The following is a 21,535-nucleotide window of genomic DNA, read 5'->3' as shown; positions in this document are numbered from 1 at the left end:
GGAGCCGACGTGGCTGCGCTGCTCGCGCTCGCGCTCGCTGCGGGAGGCATCCTCCTCCCGCCCTGGCCGCTCTCGCCGGACGGAGAGCTCGTGGCGGTCCAGGGCGGCGGCGAGCTGTCCGCGGAAGGCGCCGCCGTCGCGCCTGCCGGAGAGGGCCTCTGGCGCGTCACTCCGGCCGCGGACGCGCGGCGCGTCGCGCTCGCGGCGGGTGGCGCGCGAGCCTCCGCGGAGGTGGGGCCGCCGCCCGGCGAGATCGCCATCAGCGCCGAGCCCGAGCTGCCGGTGAAGGGCAGGGACGCGACCGTCGCGATCGCGCTCGAGGTCCGCGGGCCCGACGGCGCTCCCGACGTCGAGGCGCCCGCGCCCGTGCTCGTCGCCTCGCCAGGGCACGTCTCCGCGCCGGTTCCCGCGGGGCCCGGGCGCTGGCGCGCGACCTACGAGCCGACCGCCGGCGCCGTGCCCGAGGTCGCGGCGATCCTCGCCCTCGCGCCGCGCTGCCCGCTCTGCCCGACGCCCCGGGCGATCGGCGGCGTCGCCATCCCGATCGCCGCGGCGGTGGAGCTCCCCGGGGAGGCCGAGCCCGGCACCCGGACCACGGTCGTCGTCGGCGGCCGGGCGTTCGGCCCGGCGCGGGCGGACCGTCGCGGCCGCTTCAGGATCCCACTCGTCGTCCCCCCGGGCGTGCGGAAGGCGCGCGCGATCACCCTCGATCCGGCGGGGAACCGCAGCCGGACGGAGCTCGACCTGCGACTGCGCGGAGAGGCGCGGCTCGTCTGCCTCGCGTTCCCGCCCGCGCTGCCCGCCGACGGCGCGAGCGAGGCCTCCCTGCACTGTCTCGCCGCGAACCCGCGCGCCGAGCTCGACCCGGAGGCGCCCCTCGCCGCCGCAGCGCGCGCGGGCACGGTGGGTGCCGTCGTGCCATGGCGCGGGGCGCTGCAGCGCGCTCGCTACCGTGCGCCCGCGGGCGGCGCGGGGAAGGACGACGCGGTGGTGGTGCGGCTCGCGCGCGTGGCGGAGACCGCGGTCCCGGTGGCGCTCGTCGCGGGTGCGCCGGAGCGGATCGACCTCGCCCTCGCGCGAGAGCCGGTGCCACTCGGCGCCACCGTGCCCGCCCAGGCGACCGTGCGGGACGCCCGCGGCGATCTGCTGGGCCACGCCGTCGGTCCGCCCCGCGCCGAGGCCGGGCTGCTCGTGTGGGATCGCTTCGTCGCGCCGCGCGCGTCCGCGGACTGGAAGTTCCGGGCGCCGCTGCGCTTCGAGCTCCCGCCCGGACGAGAGGCCGCGACCCTCACGCTGCGGCGCGACGGGAGCCGCTGGATCGCCACCGCCCGGACAGTGGACGCGCGCCCCGCCGCCGGCGTCGCGCTGCGGTTCGGCTCCGGCGAGGGCGCCGTGACGGACGCGCGCGGCGAGGCCAGCGCGCGGGCGCGGGGCCCCACCGAGACCGTCACCGCGCCGGGTGGGGCGCGTGCGGCGGGCTGGGCCGGGGCCGTGCCGGTGGTCCCCACCTTCGCCGTGGCCCGCGAGGTCGAGGTGGCGCTCCGTCCGGCCTCGCCGGTGAACGTGGTGGCGCAGCTCGAGGGACGTACCATCGCCTGGCGGATCGAGGACGCCGACGGTCGTCCGCTCCCCGGACGGCGGGTCGTGCTTCGCGCGCGCGGGGTGACCGTGGGACCGGCGGAGCCCGCGGGCGACGGCGGCCGCGCGGCCATCGCCGAGGGTGCGGGGACCGTGGCCGTCGTGGACACGGAGACCGGCGTCGCGGCCGTGCTGGAGGTCGGTCCTTGATCCGCGCGCTGCCCTGGCTCGCGGCGCTCGTGCCGGCGGTTGCCCTCGCCCAGGCGGTGAGCTTCGGCGCGGCGCGCGAGCCGGGTGGGGCGGTGCTCGGGCGCGTGTGCGTGGATCTCGATGGCGACGGCCGCTGCGGCGCGGACGAGCCCGGGGTGGCGGGCGCGCGCGTGCTCTCCGAGGACGGTGCCATCGCGATCGCCGACGGTCGCGGGGGCTATCACCTGCTGGAGGTGCCCGGCCGGATCGTGCTCCGCGACCGGACCGCGTACGGGGGGCACCTCGTGACCGCCGAGGGGCTCGGCGCGAGCCGCGCCTTCGAGCTCGGGTTCGCGGGCGCCGCCGCGGTCGATCTCGCCGTGCCCTCTCCTCGGGCCGCCGCGCCGACGCTCGAGCCCGCGCCGCCGGACGACCCGCGCGCGTCTCGCGCGCCGCCCCCGCGCCAGGACGGGCGCCTCGGGTGGACGCTCGATGGCCGCGCCGCGCCCGGCGCGACGGTGACGGTCGCGGGCGTGCGCGCCGAGGTCCAGGAGGACGGCACGTTCCACGCCGAGGTCGAGCTCGCTCCCGGCGACAACGCCTTCCCCGTCGTGGTGCGCTCGGCCGACGGCGGGCTCTCGGTGTACTCGTGGACCGTCCAGCGAGTCGCGCGGGCGCGCGGCGGGGACCTCGTCCTGCCCGTCGCGCCGGTGCGCGTGGCGGCGCTGGCGGTCGGCGCCGCCGCGGGCGGCGGCGTGCTCGTGCTCGGGTCCGTCCCGCGGGGAGCGCGGGTGGTCGTCGCGGGGATCGTGCCGGCGCCGCTCCGCTCCGGCGCGTTCGCCGCCTTCGCCCCGCCCGGCGCGGCGGACGCGACGCTCGAGCTGCGAACCGGCCATGCGCCGCCGCTCGTCGTCCCGCTGCCACTCCCCGGCGCGAGCGGGCTTCGCGCAGGGGTGGCGCTCGCGGAGCTGGAGCTGTCGCTCGGCGGCGACGCGGGGTTCCTCGTCACGGCGCGGGGGGCCGGGACGGCGGCGGGCAGGGCCGGCCCGGTGGAGTACGCGGCGGGTCTCGACCTGGACGATCGAGAGGGATCGCTCGCGGACCTGGCGCGGCCTCGCGACGCGCTCGCGGCCGAGCACGCGCTCGATCCGGAGCGGACCTTCCTCACGGCGGGCGACGACTCCGCCGCCGACGACCGGAACCCCGGCCGCGGCCGCATCTGGGCGCGCGTGGAGGCGCCCGGCGCGAGGCTCGACCTCGGCAAGAGCCGCGCCGGGCTCACCGGCGCGGAGCTCGGGCGTTACGATCGCGCGCTCTTCGGCGCGAAGGCTCGCGGCGAGCGGGAGCTCGGGCCGCTGCGCGTCGAGGCGAGCGCCTTCGGCGCGACCCTGCGGACCGACGCCGGCGGGAACGCGCCGCCGCAGGTGGCGCACGACGTGCTCGCCGCCACCGGCGGTGCGTTCTTCTGGCTCTCCCACGGAGAGATCGTCCCGGGGAGCGAGGCCGTGCGCGTCGAGTGGCGCGATCCCCTCACCGGCCTCGCGAGCGGCGGGCGCGTGCTCGTCCGCGGCGAGGACTACGAGGTGGACTGGGCGAGCGGCAGGATCGTGCTCGCGCATCCGCTCTCGTCCGCCGCGGCGCCGCCCGTGCTCGCGACCGGAGAGCCGTTCTCGGCCCAGCGCGCGATCGTCGTCGTCGACTATCAACACGCCGCGACCGGTCCCGGCGGGGAGGACCTCGCCGGCGGCCGGGTCGGCGCGGCGGCCGGACCGCTCACGCTGGCCGTGCATGGCGCGAACGAGGAGCGCGCCGGCGGCTACCGCCTCGCCGCCGGGGCGGCGTCGCTCGACCTCGGTGCGCCGCTCCTCCTCCGCGCCGAGGCGGCCCGGAGCCGGGGCACGCCCTTCGGCGAGGCGGCGGGGAGCGCGTTCGGGAGGAGCGCGGACGGCGGGATCATCTTCGCGCCCGTGGCGGCGGGCGAAGGCGAGGCCGGCGCGGTGCACGTCGAGGCGCAGGGCGCCATCGGGCCGGGGCGGTACGCGGCGTGGTGGCGCGAGCGCGAGGCGGGCTACGTCGACTTCGAGTTCGCCGAGCCGGTCGCCGCGCGCGAGCGCGGGGTCGAGGCCGGGGGGCACGCCGGGATCTTCACCGCCACCGCCATCTACGCGGAGCGCGAGGGCGCGGGTCCGGCGGAGGAGGGCGACGCCACGCCGAACGAGGCGCGGCGGCTCGTCGGCCGCGGGACGGCGCGGGTGGGCGGCGTCGCGCTCACCGCCGAGGCGGCGCACGCGCGGCTCGTCGCGCCCGAGCCCGGCGAGGAGACGTCCGCGGGCGTTCGCGCGAGCTGGCGCGCCGCGCCGGGCCTCTCGCTCGACCTCTCCCACCACCAGGGGCTCGCGGTCTCGGGCGCCGGCCGCGATCCCACCTTCACCGCCGCGGGCGCGACGGTGCACCGGGGCGACGGGCGGCTCTCGGTGCGGGGCGGGTGGGGCCCCGAGCTCGGCCCGCGGGTGCTCGTGGGCGGAGAGCGCGGCCGCGACGGCGAGGCGGTGTACGGCACCTACACCGTGGATCCCGACGCGCCCTCGGCGTTTCGCGAGGCGGGGAGCGCCCTCGGTGCCCGCCGCCGCGCCGGCGCGACGGAGGTGTTCACGGAGGAGCAGTTCGTGCGCGACGCGCTCGGGCTCCGCGCCGCCCGCGTGGTGGGCGCGAGCGTCTCGCCGCTCCGTGGTTTCACGCTCACGGTGACCGGCGAGCGCGGGGCGCGGCTCCGACCGGACGGGAGCGACCTCGAGCGGTCGGGGGCCGGCGGCGCCGCGGCGCTCGTCCGCGGGCCGGTGCGGCTCGCGCTCCGCGGCGAGGCCCGGCGCGACGGGGGCGACGCTCGGGTGGCGACGGGTGGGGCCGCGGAGTGGAGCGCGCTCTCCCGGCTCACGCTCTCGACCCGCGCCGCCTGGGCGCACGCCGCGGGCGCGCGCGAGGCGCTCGCGTTCGAGGCCGCCGCCGGCGCGGCGCTCCGGCTCGAGCGCGCCGGGATCCTCGTCAGCCTCGCGCGGCTCGCCGATCAGCGCCCGGGCGCGATCCGGCGCGACGCGCTCGTGGGACGCCTCGCCGGGACGGCCGACGTGGCCGAGCGCCTCTCGCTCGGCGCGGGGGCGGCGATCGGGTGGCAGCGCGCGGAGGGCGTACGGGACGAGCGCGCGTCGGGGAGCGTCCGCGCGGTCGTGCGCGTCGGGGGGCCTTTGGACGTCGGCGCGGAGTACGCCCGCCGCGCCTCGCTCGAGGGCCTGCCGATCGGCGATCTCGACGCGGTCCGCGCCGAGGCCGGGGTCCGGGCCGGCCAGAGCCGCATCGCGCTCGGCTACACGTTCCTCGGCTTCTCCGGCGACGGGATCGCGCCCCGGGACGACGGCCGGATCTTCCTGCGCGCCCAGCTCGCCTACGGCCCATGAAGCGCCTCCTCTGCACCGCGGTCCTCGCCGCCGTCCTCGCTCCCCCCGCGCGCGCACAGCTCCGGGCCGACCCCATGCGGATCGCCATCCCCGACGGCCGCGCCGAGCTGGCGGTCGCCCCCATCGCGAGCGACGCGCCCGCGAACGACGTGCTCCTCCTCTCGTCCACCGGCGCCGGGGCGGAGGTGAGGCTTCATCGCCAGCTGGCCGTGGCGGCGACGCCGGGTCGCCCCGTGGACGCGAGCGCGCGCGACGTGGCCGCCGCGTTCCTCCGCGGCCCCGCCGTGCGCGCGGATCTCGTGTTCGCGCGCGGCGACGGCGTGTCGGTGTCGTGGGGCGCCTCGGCGAGCCCGCTGTGCGTCGTCCCCGGGCTGTTCACCGGGGGCGCGCCCAGCGTGACGGCGGCGCGGCTCCGGGCCGGAGCTGACGTGGCGGTGGCGCCCGTGGGCACCGGCGGCTGGCTCCCCGGCGTGGTCCAGGCGGTGGACGTGAGCGGCTGCAGGCGTGCGGACGCGGCGGCCTGGACGATCGGGGTGGTGCTCTCGCGCGTCGGGCTCACGGATCAGGTGTACCCGCTGCGGCTCGGGCCCACGGCCCGGGCGCTCGGGCTCGACGATCTCGCGCTGCCCGGGCTCGGAGAGGTGCAGCTCCTCGTGCACGGGCGGGCGCCCGACGCGGGCGTCGGCCTCGCGGGGGTCCACCTGACCGCCGTGAAGGTCGGCGATCACGTCCCCGAGTGGCAGGCGACGTGGCTCCCCGCGGGCGTGCGGCAGGGGGACGTCCAGGGCGTCGCGGCGGTCGACGTCGATCTCGACGGCGTGCCGGAGCTGGTGATGTCGCTCGCCGTCTGGGCGACCGCGCCGGGCGCGACCGGCGCGCTCGTCTCCGTCCGGAACCCCGGCGACCCCGCCGCCCTGGCCACGGCGCCCTGGACGAACCTGACCCGGCGTCCGGAGCTGCAGCCGCTCGTCGATCCGGTCACGCTGCGCGCCGTGGCGATCGACGGCGTCGTCGGCGCGGCCGCGTGGGACCGGACCCTCGGCGAGATCGTCGTGTTCTGGCCGGAGGGCGGGCGCCTCGCGAGCTGGCGCGGCGACGCGCTCGCCCTCGCGGTGAGGGAGATCGTCGCGGCCGACGTGGTCGGCTCGGGCGCGCCCGACCTCATCGCGCTCGCCGAGGATCCGCGCACCGGCGCGGGCGCGCTCCTCGTCTACCCCGACCTCGCCGACGGCTCGCCCACCGTCGCCTGGGCAGCGGGGAGCCCGGGCGAGGCGGAGCGCGGCGTCGATCACGCGCTCGCGGTGGAGGCCCAGGATCCGGAGGGTCCCGTCTCGATCGAGTGGTTCGTCGGCGCGGGCGCGAGCCCCGCCGGTCTCGGCCCGGCGGTGACGCTCCCGGGCGCGCTCCTCTGCGGTCCGGGGGGCGACGTGCCGGTGGTCGCGCGCGCGACGGACGCGGAGGGCGTCTTTCGAGAGGTGGCGGGGACGGTGAAGGTGCGGCTCGCCGCGCCGCGCCTCGCCGTGGCGGGCGGGCCGGGGCACGAGGCGATCGCGCTCGCGCCCGGCGGGGCGGGGGCGGTGCTCGAGGGCGAGGCGTGGAGCGGCTGCGGGCGTCCGGTGCGCTTCACCTGGACGACGAGCGGGTTGCCGGCGGGCGCCCTGCGAACGCTCGACGCCGGTCCGACCGAGTCCCGGCGGGCGCTGGAGCTCCCCGAGGCAAGCTACCCCTCCGTCCTCGCGGGCGCGCCTGCCGTCACGCTCGTCGCTTCCGACGACACGGGCGTCACGAGCCCGCCGGCGACGCTCCCGCTCGTCCTCGACGCGACCGGGCTCGTCGAGGTCACCCACGACGCGGACGCGGCGGCGCTCGCCCGGGGAGAGGTGGCGATCCTCCGCACGCGGCTCCGCAGCCGGATCTCCGCGGCGTTGCCGCGCGTGCGGATCGTGGACGTGCTGCGCGGGGTCGCGCCGGTCGGGGCGCCGCGCGTGAAGGGGGCCCACGCGGCGGAGGTGGCCGCCGGGGGCGCCGAGCTCGTGCTCGACGCGCTGCCCCCCGCAGGCGGAGAGGTGACCATCGAGCTGGCCGTGAGCGGCGACGGGGGTCCGGGCGGCTCGGCGGTGGAGGTCCGCTCCGAGGGCGGACACCTCCTCGCGCCGGCCGCGGCGGCGAGCGACGGCGGCGCGCGGCTCCCGGGCCGCGGCTGCGCCTCTGGCGGTGGCGGCGGCGCCGCCTCGCTGCTCGCCGTCGCGGGGCTCGCGCTCGGGCGGGCGCGGGGCGGTCGGGACAGGCGGGCGCGCCGGCGCGTCACATGAAGCCGATGCGGCGGGTCCCTGCGAGGACGCGCGCGACCTCCTCGAGGACGCGCATCACCCGGCACGCCTGGAGGAACGCGAGCGCATCGCGCTCCGGCACCTCCGAGAGGCGGACGAGGTCCGCGACCGACTTCGTGCCGTCCGCGAGGGCGAGGAGCTTCGCCTCCTCGCGCCGGAGCTTCAGGGCGTAGAGCTCGAACGCCGGATCCGGCGACGGCGCGAGGTGGACGTGCGAGGGGAGCTCCTCTCGCAGGCGCGAGAGCGTCGCCGCGCGGCGCATGCCCTCGAGGACCAGGTCCGCCATGGGGAGCCGCAGGTCGAGCCGGTCCGGCGGCGGCCGCCCGGGCTGGAACGCGTAGCGTCCCTCGCGCCACTCGAACGTGGACCACACGATCGCGCGGACCTGCGCCTGGACGATCTCCAGGCGCCTCCCGGCGGAGACGAGGCCGCGCGAGACGAGCGCCGCGCCGAGCCGCTCCTCCGGCGCGGCGCGCGCCATCGTCTCGATCGCCTCGGCCGTGGCGTCGCCCAGCCGGACGCAGATCGCGCCGAAGCGCTCCGCCGCCACGTTGGAGGCCGCGTACACGGGCACGCCGCGCTCGACGAGAAGGAGCTTCCGCACCGGGCCGCGCTCCAGGGTGAGCGCGCCGGTGGCCTGGCCCACGTGGAGCGCGACGCACAGGCGCGGCACGCTCGCCTCGGAGAGCTCTCCGCTCGGCCGGGGCGGCGCGTCGAGCGACGGGACGCGCGCGGAGGAGCCGGCGGGGAGGGGCAGCGCGAGCCCCGCGAGCAAAGCCGGTGTCGCGCCGGCCGCGTCCTCGCCGGCGAAGGAGGCGGCGATCGCGTCGGGCACCTCGTGGCGCTCGAGCGGGCGCGCCCCGGTGACCTCGTCGGGCGCAGGGGCGTCGAGCGCCGGCGCCTCGGCGCCCACCGCCCGCGCGACCGCGGCGACGAGCGACTCCACCTCGAAGGGCTTCTCGAAGAAGTCCCGCGCGCCCAGCCGCCGGACCTCCTCGGCGGCGCGGGTGCCACGGTGCACGCCCGAGACCACGATCGCGGCGACGCCCGCGCGCGCGAGCGCGTCGATGAGCTCGTTGCCGCGGACGTCGGGGAGCGGGAGATCCAGGACGGCGGCGTCCGGGGCACGTTCGGCGACGGCGGCGAGCGCTGCCCGCCCGGACTTCACGCCCACGACCTCGCCGCCGAGCCGCGCGGCCGCGCCGGCGACGATCGCGGCGAGCTCGCGATCCTCGGCGACGAGCAGGAGACGCTTGCCGGAGAGGGGGCCTCGCACGTTGCGCGGCAATCTATCACGCACCGGGCGTGGCGCCTCGTCCGAGGCGGCGCTAACCTCGCGCCGTGCCGCTCGCCTTCCACCACCTCGCGATCCAGTGCGCCGACCTCGACCGATGCGAGACGTTCTACCGGGACCTGCTGGGCCTCCCCGTGCTGAAGCGGTGGCCGCGCGAGGAGGGTGGCGGGGACCGGAGCGTGTGGCTCTCGGTAGGAGAGGGTGAGGGGGCGTTCCTCGCGCTCGAGCGGGCGGAGGAGCGGCCCGAGCAGCGCCCGTGGCGGGACGGCCGGGCGGGGCTGCACCTGCTCGCGCTCCGCATCTCCCCGTCCGAGCGGGGCGCCTGGGAGGACCGGCTCGACGAGGCGGGTGTGCGCGTGATCCACCGCACCCGCTGGACGATCTACTTCCACGATCCGGAGGGGAACCGGATCGGGCTCACGCACTACCCGCACGACGTCTGACGGCCGCGGCGGCTCCGCGGTAGGAGAGAGAGGTGCTCTTCGACCGCCGCCGCTACCACCGCGACAACTACGTCTACCTGCTCGCCGAGGGGGACGACGCGGTCCTCGTCGATCCGGGCGACGCGCGGGTCGCGCTCGCGCTCGCGGCGGATCACGGCGTCCGCCCGCGCTTCATCCTCCACACGCACGGTCACGCCGACCACACCGGCGGCTCGGCCGAGGTGCGCGCAGCGCTCGGCGCCCCCGCGGTCGAGGTCTACGGCCACGGCGGCGACGCAGCGTGGTTCGCGCCGGACGTGGAGGTCGCCGGCCGCCGGACGCTCTCCCTGGGCGCGGTGCGAGTGGACGTGCATGCGGCGCCGGGGCACACGCCGGGGTCGGTGCTGTACGCCTGGCGCGGCAAGCTCCTCACCGGCGACACGCTGTTCTGGGGAGGCTGCGGCAACTGCCGGCACGGCGGGGATCCGGCGCGGCTCGCGGAGAGCTTCCTCGGGACCCTCGCCGCGCTCGACGGCGCGCTCGAGGTCCACCCCGGCCACGACTACGCGGAGGCGAACCTGCCGTTCGCGCTCGCGCTCGAGCCGGGAAATGCCGCCGCCCGCGCCCGGCTCGCGCAGGTCCGGGCGGCGCACGCGGCCGGCGCGGAGCCGCCCGCGTGGACGCTCGCCGAGGAGCGCGCGGTGAACCCGTTCCTGCGCGTGGGCGCGCCCGAGATCCGCGAGGCCGTCGCCGCGCGCGCGTCCGGCGCGACCTACGTGGACGACGTGGCGCGGTTCGTCGCGCTCCGCGCGCTGCGCGACCGGTTCCAGGCGTGATGGGCGCTTCGCGGAAGGGAGGGCACGTGCGCGATGGGCAGGAGAGGGGAGGAGACGGGGAGGCCCGCGAGCCCGGGCCGTACACGCTCGCGAACGGGCTCACCGCGCTCCGGCTCGTGCTCGCGCCGGTGTTCCTCGTCCTCTACGTGAGCGGCGATCGGCTCCGTGCGCTCGCCGCGTTCGCGGCCGCGGCGGCGACGGACGTCCTCGATGGCCTCGTCGCGCGCGCGCTCCGCCAGCACACCCGCCTCGGCGCAGCCCTCGATCCCATCGCCGACAAGGTCCTCGCGGCGTGCGCCCTCGTCGCGCTCGCGGCGACCGGGAGGCTCCCGCTGTGGTTCCCGGTGCTCGTCGTCTCCCGCGACGCGCTGCAGATCGCGGGGGCGGTGCTCCTGCGGACGACCCACCGGCCCGTCCCCATCGCGCCGACGCGCATCGGCAAGTACGCCACGTTCGGGCTCGCCGCCACGGTCGTGTTCGCGCTGGCCGCCGACTACGGCGCCTACCTCCGCGCGGTTACCGGCCCGTACGTGGCGGCCTGGGCCCTCCTCACCGCGCAGTGCGTGGCGGTGTCGTTCGGCCAGTACTTCCTGCTCTTCGTCCGCGCGCTGCGCGCCCCATCACGGTGACCCGGAACGACAGCCGGTCGCTTCCCGGACGAGCGGCCATGAATAACTTACCGGCGGATGCCCTCCCGGAAGCTCAAGCTCGTCATCTCCGACTTCCACCTGGGGAAGGGGCCCTATCGCGAGGACGGCTCGGTCAACGTGTTCGAGGACTTCCGCCAGGACGGGAAGTTCGCCGAGTTCCTCGACTACCACCGGGAGGGCGAGTTCGCGGGCGCCGAGACCGAGCTCATCGTGAACGGCGACTTCTTCAACCTGCTCTCGGTCGACCTCGACGGCCGCCTGCAGGAGGCGATCACCGAGCGCGTCGCGGTCGAGAAGACCGAGGCGATCCTGCGCGGTCACCCGCACGTCTTCGACGCGGTGGCGCGCTTCGCGGGCGACGCCCGGCGGAGCGTCACGTTCCTCATGGGCAACCACGATCCCGGCCTGCTCTTCGCCGGGGTGCGCGAGGTCATCGCGCGGCGCATCGGCGGGACGCACCGCTTCCTCCTCGACGGCTACGACTTCGACGGCGTGCACGTCGAGCACGGCATGCAGCGCGAGCCGATGAACGCCTTCAACCCGAACCGCTACTTCCGCGAGCGCAAGGGCGAGCTGTTCCTCAACCTGCCGCTCGGGTCCCGCTACATCATCTCGGTGCTGAACGAGGAGAAGGCGCAGCGCCCGTACATCGACAAGGTCGCCCCCTTCGCGAGCTACTACCGGTGGGCGCTCCTCAACGACCCCGAGGCGGTCTTCCGCATCTCCCTGCGGTCGATCCGCTTCGCCGCCGCGGCCGCGCTGAAGAAGATCCCCCACCTCGACCCGATGCCGCTCGCCGACCTCGCGAAGCGGCTCGTGCGCTACACCGCGTTCCCCACCCTGGAGCACGAGGCGCGCCACCTCCTCGCGCGCAAGGGCTACCACACCGTGATCATGGGCCACACGCACGTGCCGATCTACCGTGAGTACGCCCGCGACAAGGTCTACCTGAACACCGGCACCTGGAACGCGATGACGTCGCTCGACGTCGGCAACCTGGGGCGAACGGAGCAGCTCACGTACGCCCACGTAGAGTACGTCGACGGCCGCCCCCGCGCCCGGCTCCGCGAGTGGCGGGGGATCGCTCGGCCGGCGGAGGACGTGTTCTTCTGAAGGGTCTTTTCCCGCGCCGAGGGGAGCACTCCGCGGCCACCCCGGCGGCCGTCGCGGGGCACGCTCCGAGCGTTCGCCTTCCCCGTTGACTCCGGCGGAAAGTGGGCTATAAACGCGCCTCGCCGTTGCGGAACAGGCCCGTAGCTCAGTGGTAGAGCACTACCTTGACACGGTAGGGGTCGTCAGTTCAATCCTGACCGGGCCTACAACAATGACGGGGACCTGGCTCGCGCTGGGTCCCCGTTTTTGTTTCCGGCCGCGGCTGGGTAACGAACCGGTTAACGGCGTCTTCCGATCGCGGTTACCGCTCGCCCGGCGGTTGGTCACGTGTGGCGGCAGAGAGCGCGCCGCTGCGGTGTGATCGCCCGTTCGTCGCGAGTTGCCCGGCTCTCTCGGTTCACGTCGAACACCTTCGGAAAGCCGCGGCTCGGAACCGGCGGCGCGCCGCTCCCGCTTCGCAGCGGCGATGCCGGTGCGTAGCCGCGAAAGGGCCGGGCAACGGCGCGCACCCCGTGCGCAGCACCGAGCGGTGCCGGCGCACCCTTCTCGCCGCCACTGTAACCAGTGAGCCCGCTCCACGTAGTGCCGACGGGCGTACGCGGGAGAGCGGCGTCGAAAGGGCGAGCCATGACGACGAGCAGGACGACGACCAGCGAGATGTGGGAACTCCCGGAGAACGCGGCGCAGCGGCTGCCCGCGGGGATCGGGATCGCCGTGCGGGTCGAGCGCGGCACCGTGCTCGTCACGCAGGAGGGCGACCTCGACGACCACGTGCTCGAGCGGGGCGACGAGTTCGTGCTCTCGCGTTCCGGGCTCGCGGTCGCCTGGGCCTTGAGCGAAGCGGCCCTCTCGATTCACCCAGCGGTCCACCGGATGGCGGCGTGAACCTCGTCACGCGACGGATGAAGGCGGCTGTCTCCGGGCGTTACGCACCATGAGGGCGCCTCCGCCCACGACGCTGAGCACCAGAGCGATCGCCGAGAGCGCCACGAGCGGCCACCAGCCCCGCGGCTGGTACTGGAACACCACCCGGTGCCGCCCGGCCGAGACCGCGGCGCCGCGGAACCAACGGTTCACGCGCAACACCTCCGCGGGGGCGCCATCGATCTCGGCGCTCCAGCCCGGCGCGTAGCGCTCGGTGCTCGCGAGGACCGCTCCGCGTCCCGCTGGCACGTCCAGGTCGAGCACGACGCGCTCGGGAGCGAAGGACGTGATCCTCACGCCGCCGTAGGTCCCGGGGCGGACCGGATCGCCGGGGAGCACGGGCCCCCGCCCGTCGACCAGCACCGGCACCGGGGAGTCCGCGTCGACGTTCGAGAGTATCGCCGCCTCCCATCCCGCGGGAGGCGCCTCGGAGGTGTGCGGCGACAGCCAGAACCGGTTCGCCGCGAGCACCGCGGCGAACCGGCTCTGCACGATCCCCTCGTTGTAGCCCAGTGCCGTCATCGGGTCGTACCGCGCGGCCCGGCCGGGGCGGCGGCCCCCCCCCCCCCCCCGGGCCCCCCCCCCCCCCCGCCCCCCCCCGGCTCTGCACGAGCCCATCGTTGAAGCCCTGTGCCGTCATCGTGACGTATCCCTCGACGACGGGCAGGCGGAGCACCTGCTGGTAGTTCAGGCACCCGAGCTGGATGCCGAGCGCTTCCTGCTCCGCCGGGAGCAGCCGCCGCGCGGTCGCCGGGATCGCGATCGACGTGCGCTCGAGCTCCGCGATCGCACCCGGGACCGTCCACACCGTCTTCGCCTGGGAGTGGACGTGGATCGCGAGATCCCCAGCGAACAGCAGCGCCACGATCGTCAGGCCGGCCCGCGCCCGCGTCGCGGACGGTGCGCCTGCCGCCCACGCGATCGCCGCGCAGCCGAGCGCGACCACTGCGAGCCCCGGGACGAGGGCGAGCGCCACGACCTCCTGGGTCACGTCGTGGCGTGAGAGCGCGCTCGCGACCCAGACGGCGAGCGCGATCGCGCCGGCGAGCCACGCGACCGCCGCACGCGTGGTCCAGCGTCGGAGCTCGGCGCGCCGGAAGATCGCGGTGAGGCCGGCCCCTGCCGCCGCGGCGAGCGGCAGGATCCAGAAGATCCGGAACCCGGCGTTGTGACGCATGTAGCGCGTCGGAGGCACGAGATCGTACAGCAGGGTCCGTACTCCCGCGGCGCCTCCCAGCGAGACGGCGAACATCAGCGCCGCGAACGCCACGATCCACCACGCCCGTCTCAGGCCGCGCGCGCGGACCCACGCGGCGGCGAGCAGGAGCGCGAGGGCGCCGGCGTACCCGTCGAGCATCGAGACGTCGGAGTCGAAGGTGTCCCGCAGCTCGAGCACCGCGCGCGGAAAGAGCAGAGACACCGCGGCGCGGAGGGTGAATGGGTTCTGATAGTTCGCGACCTCGCGGGGGAGCGGCCCGGCGCGGTCCGTGTACTGGGCCGCGTGGGTGAGGAACGCGTGCAGCACGGGCGCCCAGATCGCGACGAGCACGACCGTCACCACGGCGACGATCGCGGCGGCGCGCGCGAGCGAACGCCAGAGGTCCGCGCCGCGCGCGTCCGAGGCGGCGGCGGCGGCGAACAGCCAGAGGGCGAGCGCGAACACCTGGAAGCTGACGAGCCCCGGATACCCTCCGAGCGCCGAGAGCCCCGCGGCGGCACCGGCGAGCAACGCGAGCCCCCAGGATCGCCGGAACAAGGCGAGGTGCGCGAGGCCGAACGTCCAGGGCAGCCAGCTCGCGGTCACGATCCACGTCGTGTGCTGCGCGTTCCCGACGAAGAACCCCGAGAAGGCGTAGGCGATCGCGGCGACGAGTCCGCCCACGGGCCCGGCGCCGAGGGCGAACGCGAGCAGGAGGGCGCCGAGCCCCGCCCACGCCCAGTGAATGCTCCAGTAGAGCGCGAACCCCTGCGAGGCGGACGGCGCTGCGGGCGCGAGCAGGAGGGCGAGCGGATCGAGGAGCGGCGCCTGCGGATCGGCGTGGAACGGGAGCCCGCAGTTCGTGAACGGATCCCAGAGCGGCGCTCGGCCGTCGAGGAGCGCGTCGCGGGTGAAGGCGAACGCGGGATAGAAGTAGTTGACGGCGTCCCACTTCGGCTCGACCCGCTGCAGCCAGATGGGAGAGAGCAGGGCGGCCGCGTAGACGAGATAGCCGGCGATCGCAGCCGTCCAGAGCGCCGAGCGCCGGCTGAAGGCGGGGAGCGCCCCGCGAGGCTCGTCGCCCCGGCGGTGAGCTCTGCCGCCGCCGCGCGGCGAACGAGGACCGCGCGATCCCCGGCCATCCGGATCCGTGCCGGGCGGGCGCTCGCGACGGGGCTCGGTGCTCATCGGTGCTTCCGCGCGATGCACACGAACTCGTTGTACTTGAACACCCGCCCGACCGCGCGCGGGAAGGGGAACGAGTACCGCTCCGAGAGCTCGAGGCCGGCGCCCTCCAGGACCGTCGCGACCCGGGTGAAGTCCATGAACTCGACGTGGGTCGGGTCCGAGCGGAAGCCCGCCTCCTGCGGCGTGATGGCGACCACGCGCGCGTCCGCACGCAAGAGCGGCAGATACCTGCGGACGAGGGCCTCCGCGTCGCCGAGGTGCAGGTGCTCGAGGACGTGGGACAGGAGCAGCGCGTCGAACCGACCGGCGACCGCGAACGCGGACGCGTCGAGCTCCTCCGGGGTGAACGCGACGAGCCGGCGCGCGCGCGCGATCTCGACCGCCCTCGCGTCGACGTCCACCCCGACGGCAGCGCCGGGCCCGAGATGAGCCAGGTTCCGCCCGATGCCGCAGCCGACCTCGAGGACGAATCCCAGGTTCAGCCGACGAAGGTGCTCCCGGTACGGGCGCTGCACGTCGAGCAGCCGCTTCCACCAGGCCTGCTGGAGCCCCACGAGCCGGTCGGCGTAATCGCCCTTCCGATCGCGCGGCGACTCCAGGCGCGGGTCCGCGGACCTCACCGGTGCTTCCTGAGCGCCGCGTGGAGGAACGTGGCGAGCCCGATCTCGGCGCCGATGGTCATGAGCAGGAGCCCGAGGATGCTCCTGCGCGGCTCGTTGAGGGCCCCGAAGTGCTCGGCGATCCACGAGAAGAGCACGACGGCGTCGATGGCGAACCCGCACGCGAACAGCAGGGCCCCCGCAGCCAGACCCCGCCCCATGGTGAGGTGGCGCGCAAGGCCGGACAGCAGGGCGTTGGGACGCAGCACGCGCCCGCGCGCCACGTCCCGCACCAGGATGGCGCCCAGCAGGCCCTGGAGGCCGATGAGGGCCATCGAGCCGCCGAGGAAGAGGAGGTGGAAGTCGAACGTGCGTCCCAGCAGGTGCACCGGTCCGAAGCTCACCGGGACGGAGAACAGCAGCCCGAGCGCCAGCAACAGGACGCCGGGCACGAACAGCAGCTGATCCGGGGCGTGGAGCAGCATGAACTCGAGGTGACGCCAGCCGTCGCTCCACCTGCGGAGGTGAGGCGGACGTCCGCGGCGGTCCGGGTGCAGCGTGACGGGAACCTCCGCGATGCGGAGCTTCTCGACCGCCGCCTTGATCAGCATCTCGGAGGCGAACTCCATCCCGCCGCTCCGCAGGTCGAGCTGCGAGAACTTGTCGCGGGCGATCGCCCGCATCCCACAGTTGACGTCGCGGATGCCGGTCCCGAACAGGCGGTTCAGGATGAACGTGAGGACGGGAGTGCCGACGCGGCGGTGCATCCAGGGGTTCGCGCCGGGGAGGATGCGCCCCGGAGGCAACCGCGTCCCCATCACGAAGTCGGCGCCCCCGTCGAAGGCCTCCACGAATCGGCCGAGCTCGCCGAAGTCGTACGTGTCGTCCGCGTCCCCCATGACGAGGAGCCGTCCCCGGGCAGCCGCCATGCCATGGCGGAGCGCGTTCCCGTAGCCGCGCTCGGGAACCTTCACGACGCGCGCCCCGAGGCCGGTCGCGACGTCGATGGAGCCATCGGTCGAGCCGTTGTCGGCCACGACGACCTCTCCCTCGAGCCCGAGCGCTGCGAACGCACGCTGCGCCTTCTCGATCACGGTGCCGAGCGTCTTCACCTCGTTCAGGCAGGGGATGACGACGGAGACGTCCAAATCGTTCGTGGGCGCCATGTCGGAGCGCGCCGTGCTTTCTCTTGGGCTCATCGAGATCCCGCTGCGGGTGAGTCGGCTCGCGCAGTGTACCGGACCTCGGCGGCAATGGAATTCACCGCGATCACCTTCGGAGCTGCAGCCGGGCGCCTACCCGCTCGAAGATCCGGGAGTCGCGCAGGTACCGGGTCCATCCAGCCGGCCCGAGCGCGACGAACGATCTCGCCAGCCCGGCGACGTCCAGCCGCTCGCCTCGGTACGCGGCCGCGAGGGCGCTGTTCACCTGGATCGAGAACTCGGCGGCCCGGCGGACCGATCTCGCGCGCCGTGGAGGAACGTCGCGCGCCCAGGCCTCGAGGTGGCGCTCGAGGGCGGCCGACAGCTGCTCCTCGAAGGCACGCCGGGTGCGGTCCCTCGCCATCGTCTGCGAGCCGGGGTGCACCCGGAAGCCGGTGAGGCGTTCGCGGAGGACGCGCACGGGGCCGAGCCGCGCGAGGCGCAGCCAGAAGTCCCAGTCCGCCGTGTACCACAGCGACTCGTCGAGGCCACCGAGGTCCAGGGCGGACGCGCGGTCGAACACCGGCGCGGGGATGGCGAGGAAGTTCTGGACGAGCAGTCGCTCGACGAACGCGCTGGACGGCACCGTCCCCCCCGCGCGGAACGGCGTCCGCCAGGCGCCCAGCGGTGCGCCCCCTGGATCGAGGAACGTGGACGCGTGAACGAGCAGCGGGCCCTCGAAGGTGGCGAGCTCGCGCCGAAGCGCCGCGACGCGCCTGGGGAGCCAGACGTCGTCCTGGTGCAGGAAGCACGCGAACCGGCCGTTCGCGGCCCGCAGCGCCGTGTTCGTTCCCACGACCCAGTTGCCGACGCGCTCGCGGCTGACGACGCGCAGCGCGACGCGCGCGCCGTAGCTCTGGACGACGTCGAGCGTCGCGTCCGTGGAACCGTCGTCCGCGACCACCACCTCGATGTCGTCGGCGGCCTCCCGGCAGACGCTCTCCAGCGCCGCGCCGACGTAAGCGGCGCCGTTGTAGGTCGGCATCACGACCGACAGCCACGGGCGTGAGTCGCGGCTCATTCGCGTGGCAACGCCTCCGCCGTCCGAACTGGACCGAGCTGCCGGCCGATCCGGTGCAGGTCGACGTGGCGAGAGAAGAGGAACGGTACGCCCATCGCGACGACCTGGAGGAGCTGCGCTCCCCACAGCACGTTCGCGAAGGCGAGGCCCTGCGCCCCGGCGAGCGCTCCGGGCGCGACGAGCGAGAGCCCGAGGACCGCAGACGCCTGGAACGTCCCGAGCATCGCGGGTCCGGCGGGGATCATCATCCCCACGGAGAGGACGCCGAGGACCGTGAACGCCTGGAGCGACGAGAGGCCGAATCCGAAGCCCTGCGCCAGCACCGCGATGCTCCATCCGCCGAGCGCCCAGAACACGACGGTCAGGGCGAGGAAACAGGCGAGTCCCCGGCGGCGAGGCAAGCGGCGGAGGCCCTCGACGAAGGTCGTCGCGACGGCGGAGACCCGCGCGGCGACGCGGGGCGAGAGGGGGTCGAGCGCGCGATGCGCGAACCGGATGGCCGCGGCGCCGTTCGCCGCGGCGATCGCGAGGAAGGCGACGGCGCCGGCGAACGCGAAGAAGACGGCCCAGCCGCCGGCGCGCAGCAGGGCGACGCCGGGGGCGGTGCTCGGGAGGAACGGCAAGGTCCCGACGAGCACGAGCGCAGAGAACAAACCATCGACCACGCGCTCCACGATGACGGTCGACAGGGCCGCCGGCAGCGGGACCTCGTGCGGATCGGCGACGAGCGCGGGCCGGACGAGCTCTCCGAGCCGGAGCGGAAGGATCAGCGTCGCCATGAACCCGACCGCGCTCACCGCGTTCACTCGCGCGAAAGGGATGCGCGCGCTCGGCTCGAGCAGCAGGGACCAGCGAGCGGCGCGCAGGAAGTGCGAGGCGACGAGGATCGCCAGGTACGCCGCGAGATACCGCGGGTCGGCCGCGCGGGCGGCTCGCCAGATCGCGCCGAGGTCCCGGTTTCGCAGGGTCAACCAGAGCGCCGCGGCGGACACGGCCAGGCCGGCCGCTACCCGCAGCGAGCGTTCCCACGAGGAGCGCTGCACACCGCCGCTTATAGCAGACCCGCGCGCTGCTCGACGCGCCACGGACAGAACCCGTCCCGCTCGACGCCGCTCCGGCCACGGCATGGGAGCGGCGCTCTCGAGCGAGCGCGATCGGACCGGGTCGAGAACGCCGCATCCCCTCGCTCATCGGCTCGCGGGGAGTGCTTGATGGCGACCGTCCCGTGGGCTACAAGCGCGTCGCCGCTGGCCTTTCGCGCCGCGCGCGGTTAAGGAAGACGACCATGTCCGATCTCGTGAAGGTGACCCTCCCCGACGGCAGCCAGAAGGACGCGCCGCGCGGCACCACCGTCCTCGACTTCGTGAAGACGTCGATCGGGCCCGGGCTCGCCAAGGCCGCCTACTTCGCCAGGCTCGACGGCGAGGCGGTGGACCTCTCGCGCGCGATCGACCGCGACGCGAAGCTCGAGATCGTCACCACGAAGAGCCCCGAGGCGCTCGAGGTCGCGCGCCACGACGCGGCGCACGTCATGGCCTCGGTCGTCCAGAAGCTCTACCCGGGCACCCAGGTCACCATCGGCCCGGCGATCGAGGACGGCTTCTACTACGACTTCGCGCGCGAGACGCCCTTCACGCCGGAGGACCTCGAGAAGATCGAGAAGGCGACCAACGAGGCCATCGCGGCCGACCTCCCGTTCGTCCGCGAGGAGATCTCGATGGACGCCGCGCTCGGGCTCTTCGAGGGGTTGGGCGAGAAGTACAAGGTCGAGATCGTGAAGGACATCGCCGCGCGCGGGGCGAAGACGCTGACGCTCTACCGCCACGGCGACTGGGTCGACTTCTGCCTCGGCCCGCACGGTCCGTCGACCAAGCGCATCGGCGTCGTGAAGCTCCTCAACGTCGCGGGGGCGTACTGGCGCGGCGACGCGCGGAACGCGATGCTCCAGCGCATCTACGGCACCGCCTTCTTCGACAAGAAGGAGCTCGAGGCGCACCTCGCGAAGCTCGAGGAGGTGCGGAAGCGCGATCACCGCAAGCTCGGGCCCGCGCTCGGCCTGTTCGCGTTCCACGAGGTCGCGCCCGGCGCGGCGTTCTGGCTGCCGAACGGGACCACGCTCTACAACGTCCTCGAGGACGCGATGCGGCGCCTCGTGACGAAGGGCGGGTACCAGGAGGTGAAGACGCCGCTCCTCTTCAACAAGCGGCTGTGGGAGCAGAGCGGCCACTGGGGCGTCTACCGCGAGAACATGTTCCTCGTGTTCGACAAGGAGTCGGACCCGGCGCTCCCCGTCGACGAGCGGCTCTCGATGAGCCTCAAGCCGATGAACTGCCCCTCGCACCACCTGCTCTACAAGATGGGGAAGCGCTCGTACCGCGAGCTCCCCATCCGCTACTTCACGGTGGACACGCTGCACCGGAACGAGCTCTCCGGCTCGCTCGGCGGGCTCACCCGCGTCCGCCAGTTCGCGCAGGACGACGCGCACCTCTACCTCATGGAGTCGCAGATCCCGGAGGAGGTCAGCCGGATCGTCGAGCTCATGAAGACGGTGTACGGCGCGTTCGGGCTCGAGTTCTCGCTGCTCTTCTCGACCCGCCCGCTGAAGCCCGAGGACCGGATCGGCGACGACGCGCTCTGGGACAAGGCGGAGGGCGCGCTCCGCGCCGCGCTCGACAAGATGGGCCTGCCCTGGGAGCTGAACCCGGGCGACGGCGCGTTCTACGGCCCGAAGATCGACTTCGTCGTGACCGACTCGCTCGGCCGCAAGTGGCAGACCTGCACGATCCAGCTCGACTACGCGGCGCCGGAGCGGTTCGACCTCACCTACGTCGGCGACGACAACCACGAGCACCGGCCGGTCGTCATCCACCGCGCGGTGTACGGCTCCTTCGAGCGCTTCATCGCCATCCTCACCGAGCACTACGCCGGCGTCTTCCCGGCCTGGCTCGCGCCGGTGCAGGCGCGCGTCGTGACGGTCTCGGACCGGTTCGACGCCTGGGCGCGCGAGGTCCAGGCGAAGCTCGCGGCCCAGGGCTGGCGCGTCGAGCTCGACGAGTCCTCCGACAAGCTCGGCGCCAAGATCCGCAACGCGCAGCTCGCGAAGATCCCCTTCTCGCTCGTCATCGGCGAGAAGGAGGTCGAGGCGAAGGGCGTCGCGCCCCGCCGCCACGGCGGCGAGGATCTCAAGACCATGTCGCTCGACGCGTTCGAGGCGCTGCTGCGCCGCGAGGCGACGCCGCCGTACTAGGCGACGGCCGGCGATTCGAGAATCACCTCGGGTGATTCGCGAATCACGCCGTCGTTTGGCGATCATCCGAGCGTCCACGCGGAGTGACGGGCTCGAGGCCCATCGCGTCGTGCTCGCCCTTCGATCAGCGATCGTGCGCCCGCTCCTTCGCAGGGAGCGCGGCGGCCCGCCGTGCGCGTCGTGCGCCCCGCTTGACAGGTCCGCTCGCGGATCGCTAGGCTCGTTTTTCTGATGTTCCTCGTACGCGCGCACCGACTTCTTAGCCTGGCGGGAGAGGTATCCCGGTCAGGCT

Annotated in this window: 17 protein-coding genes and 1 tRNA gene; 12 read left to right on the top strand and 6 right to left on the bottom strand. The window is 75.1% G+C overall.

The window, feature by feature from the left end:
* The first annotated feature begins 9 nt into the window (after positions 1-9).
* The 3 genes from MLV88_RS00285 to MLV88_RS00275 are packed head-to-tail and all read left to right on the top strand — an operon-like array spanning position 10 to position 7,531.
* On the top strand, positions 10-1,788 hold the full coding sequence (locus MLV88_RS00285; protein ID WP_242335348.1) for a hypothetical protein: 1,779 nt from the start codon (positions 10-12) through the stop codon (positions 1,786-1,788).
* A complete protein-coding gene (locus tag MLV88_RS00280) occupies positions 1,785-5,219 on the top strand; it encodes a hypothetical protein (protein ID WP_243336544.1) in 3,435 nt (1,144 codons plus the stop codon). Before MLV88_RS00285 ends, MLV88_RS00280 begins: the two co-directional genes overlap by 4 nt.
* The gene (locus MLV88_RS00275; RefSeq protein ID WP_243336543.1) at positions 5,216-7,531 is read left to right on the top strand and encodes a hypothetical protein; all 2,316 of its coding nucleotides are present in this window, start codon (positions 5,216-5,218) and stop codon (positions 7,529-7,531) included. The genes MLV88_RS00280 and MLV88_RS00275 overlap by 4 nt, the downstream gene beginning before the upstream one ends.
* On the opposite strand, the gene MLV88_RS00270 is transcribed toward MLV88_RS00275, so the two are convergent.
* Positions 7,524-8,825 carry a DUF4388 domain-containing protein gene (locus MLV88_RS00270; RefSeq protein ID WP_243336541.1) on the bottom strand — a complete coding sequence of 434 codons (1,302 nt, stop codon included), beginning with the start codon at positions 8,823-8,825 and terminating at the stop codon, positions 7,524-7,526. The two genes, MLV88_RS00275 and MLV88_RS00270, sit on opposite strands and share 8 nt — an antisense overlap.
* Positions 8,826-8,890: 65 nt before the next feature.
* On the opposite strand from MLV88_RS00270, the gene MLV88_RS00265 reads away from it, so the two are divergent.
* The 6 genes from MLV88_RS00265 (at position 8,891) to MLV88_RS00240 (ending at position 12,749) form a co-directional block, all read left to right on the top strand.
* Positions 8,891-9,286: a VOC family protein gene (locus MLV88_RS00265; RefSeq protein ID WP_242335337.1), complete on the top strand. Its 396-nt coding sequence runs from the start codon at positions 8,891-8,893 to the stop codon at positions 9,284-9,286.
* 32 nt (positions 9,287-9,318) lie between these two features.
* Positions 9,319-10,101 carry a hydroxyacylglutathione hydrolase C-terminal domain-containing protein gene (locus MLV88_RS00260; protein ID WP_243336539.1) on the top strand — a complete coding sequence of 261 codons (783 nt, stop codon included), beginning with the start codon at positions 9,319-9,321 and terminating at the stop codon, positions 10,099-10,101.
* Positions 10,102-10,127: 26 nt separating this feature from the next.
* Positions 10,128-10,730, top strand: a complete 603-nt coding sequence (locus MLV88_RS00255; protein WP_242335331.1) for a CDP-alcohol phosphatidyltransferase family protein — start codon at positions 10,128-10,130, stop codon at positions 10,728-10,730.
* A 57-nt stretch (positions 10,731-10,787) separates the two neighbouring features.
* A complete protein-coding gene (locus tag MLV88_RS00250) occupies positions 10,788-11,864 on the top strand; it encodes a metallophosphoesterase (RefSeq protein WP_242335328.1) in 1,077 nt (358 codons plus the stop codon).
* A gap of 134 nt (positions 11,865-11,998) precedes the next feature.
* Positions 11,999-12,070, top strand: a tRNA-Val gene (locus MLV88_RS00245).
* 421 nt (positions 12,071-12,491) lie between these two features.
* Positions 12,492-12,749 (top strand): DUF2917 domain-containing protein, encoded by a 258-nt coding sequence (locus MLV88_RS00240; RefSeq protein ID WP_242335270.1) that lies wholly within the window; start codon positions 12,492-12,494, stop codon positions 12,747-12,749.
* Between the two features lie 6 nt (positions 12,750-12,755).
* On the opposite strand, the gene MLV88_RS24760 is transcribed toward MLV88_RS00240, so the two are convergent.
* Positions 12,756-13,310, bottom strand: coding sequence for a YfhO family protein (locus tag MLV88_RS24760; protein WP_408628789.1), 555 nt, complete (start codon positions 13,308-13,310; stop codon positions 12,756-12,758).
* A 182-nt stretch (positions 13,311-13,492) separates the two neighbouring features.
* On the opposite strand from MLV88_RS24760, the gene MLV88_RS24755 reads away from it, so the two are divergent.
* Both MLV88_RS24755 and MLV88_RS24750 read left to right on the top strand, forming a co-directional pair.
* Positions 13,493-13,960 carry a hypothetical protein gene (locus tag MLV88_RS24755; RefSeq protein ID WP_408628788.1) on the top strand — a complete coding sequence of 156 codons (468 nt, stop codon included), beginning with the start codon at positions 13,493-13,495 and terminating at the stop codon, positions 13,958-13,960.
* A 333-nt stretch (positions 13,961-14,293) separates the two neighbouring features.
* Positions 14,294-14,644 (top strand): hypothetical protein, encoded by a 351-nt coding sequence (locus MLV88_RS24750; RefSeq protein ID WP_408628787.1) that lies wholly within the window; start codon positions 14,294-14,296, stop codon positions 14,642-14,644.
* 526 nt (positions 14,645-15,170) lie between these two features.
* On the opposite strand, the gene MLV88_RS00230 is transcribed toward MLV88_RS24750, so the two are convergent.
* From MLV88_RS00230 to MLV88_RS00215, 4 genes are all read right to left on the bottom strand, one after another.
* The gene (locus MLV88_RS00230; RefSeq protein WP_242335264.1) at positions 15,171-15,794 is read right to left on the bottom strand and encodes a class I SAM-dependent methyltransferase; all 624 of its coding nucleotides are present in this window, start codon (positions 15,792-15,794) and stop codon (positions 15,171-15,173) included.
* On the bottom strand, positions 15,791-16,939 hold the full coding sequence (locus tag MLV88_RS00225) for a glycosyltransferase family 2 protein (RefSeq protein ID WP_242335261.1): 1,149 nt from the start codon (positions 16,937-16,939) through the stop codon (positions 15,791-15,793). Before MLV88_RS00225 ends, MLV88_RS00230 begins: the two co-directional genes overlap by 4 nt.
* Before the next feature lie 103 nt (positions 16,940-17,042).
* Positions 17,043-17,996 carry a glycosyltransferase gene (locus MLV88_RS00220; RefSeq protein ID WP_242335258.1) on the bottom strand — a complete coding sequence of 318 codons (954 nt, stop codon included), beginning with the start codon at positions 17,994-17,996 and terminating at the stop codon, positions 17,043-17,045.
* On the bottom strand, positions 17,993-19,039 hold the full coding sequence (locus MLV88_RS00215) for a lysylphosphatidylglycerol synthase transmembrane domain-containing protein (RefSeq protein ID WP_242335254.1): 1,047 nt from the start codon (positions 19,037-19,039) through the stop codon (positions 17,993-17,995). Before MLV88_RS00215 ends, MLV88_RS00220 begins: the two co-directional genes overlap by 4 nt.
* A 242-nt stretch (positions 19,040-19,281) precedes the next feature.
* Between MLV88_RS00215 and thrS the strand changes: the two genes are divergently transcribed.
* The gene (gene thrS / locus MLV88_RS00210; protein WP_242335251.1) at positions 19,282-21,243 is read left to right on the top strand and encodes a threonine--tRNA ligase; all 1,962 of its coding nucleotides are present in this window, start codon (positions 19,282-19,284) and stop codon (positions 21,241-21,243) included.
* Positions 21,244-21,535: the final 292 nt, after the last annotated feature.

It is taken from the genome of Anaeromyxobacter soli (assembly GCF_022808855.1).
Classification (GTDB): Bacteria; Myxococcota; Myxococcia; order Myxococcales; family Anaeromyxobacteraceae; genus Anaeromyxobacter; species Anaeromyxobacter soli.
This window is presented reverse-complemented; position numbering and strand designations above follow the sequence as displayed.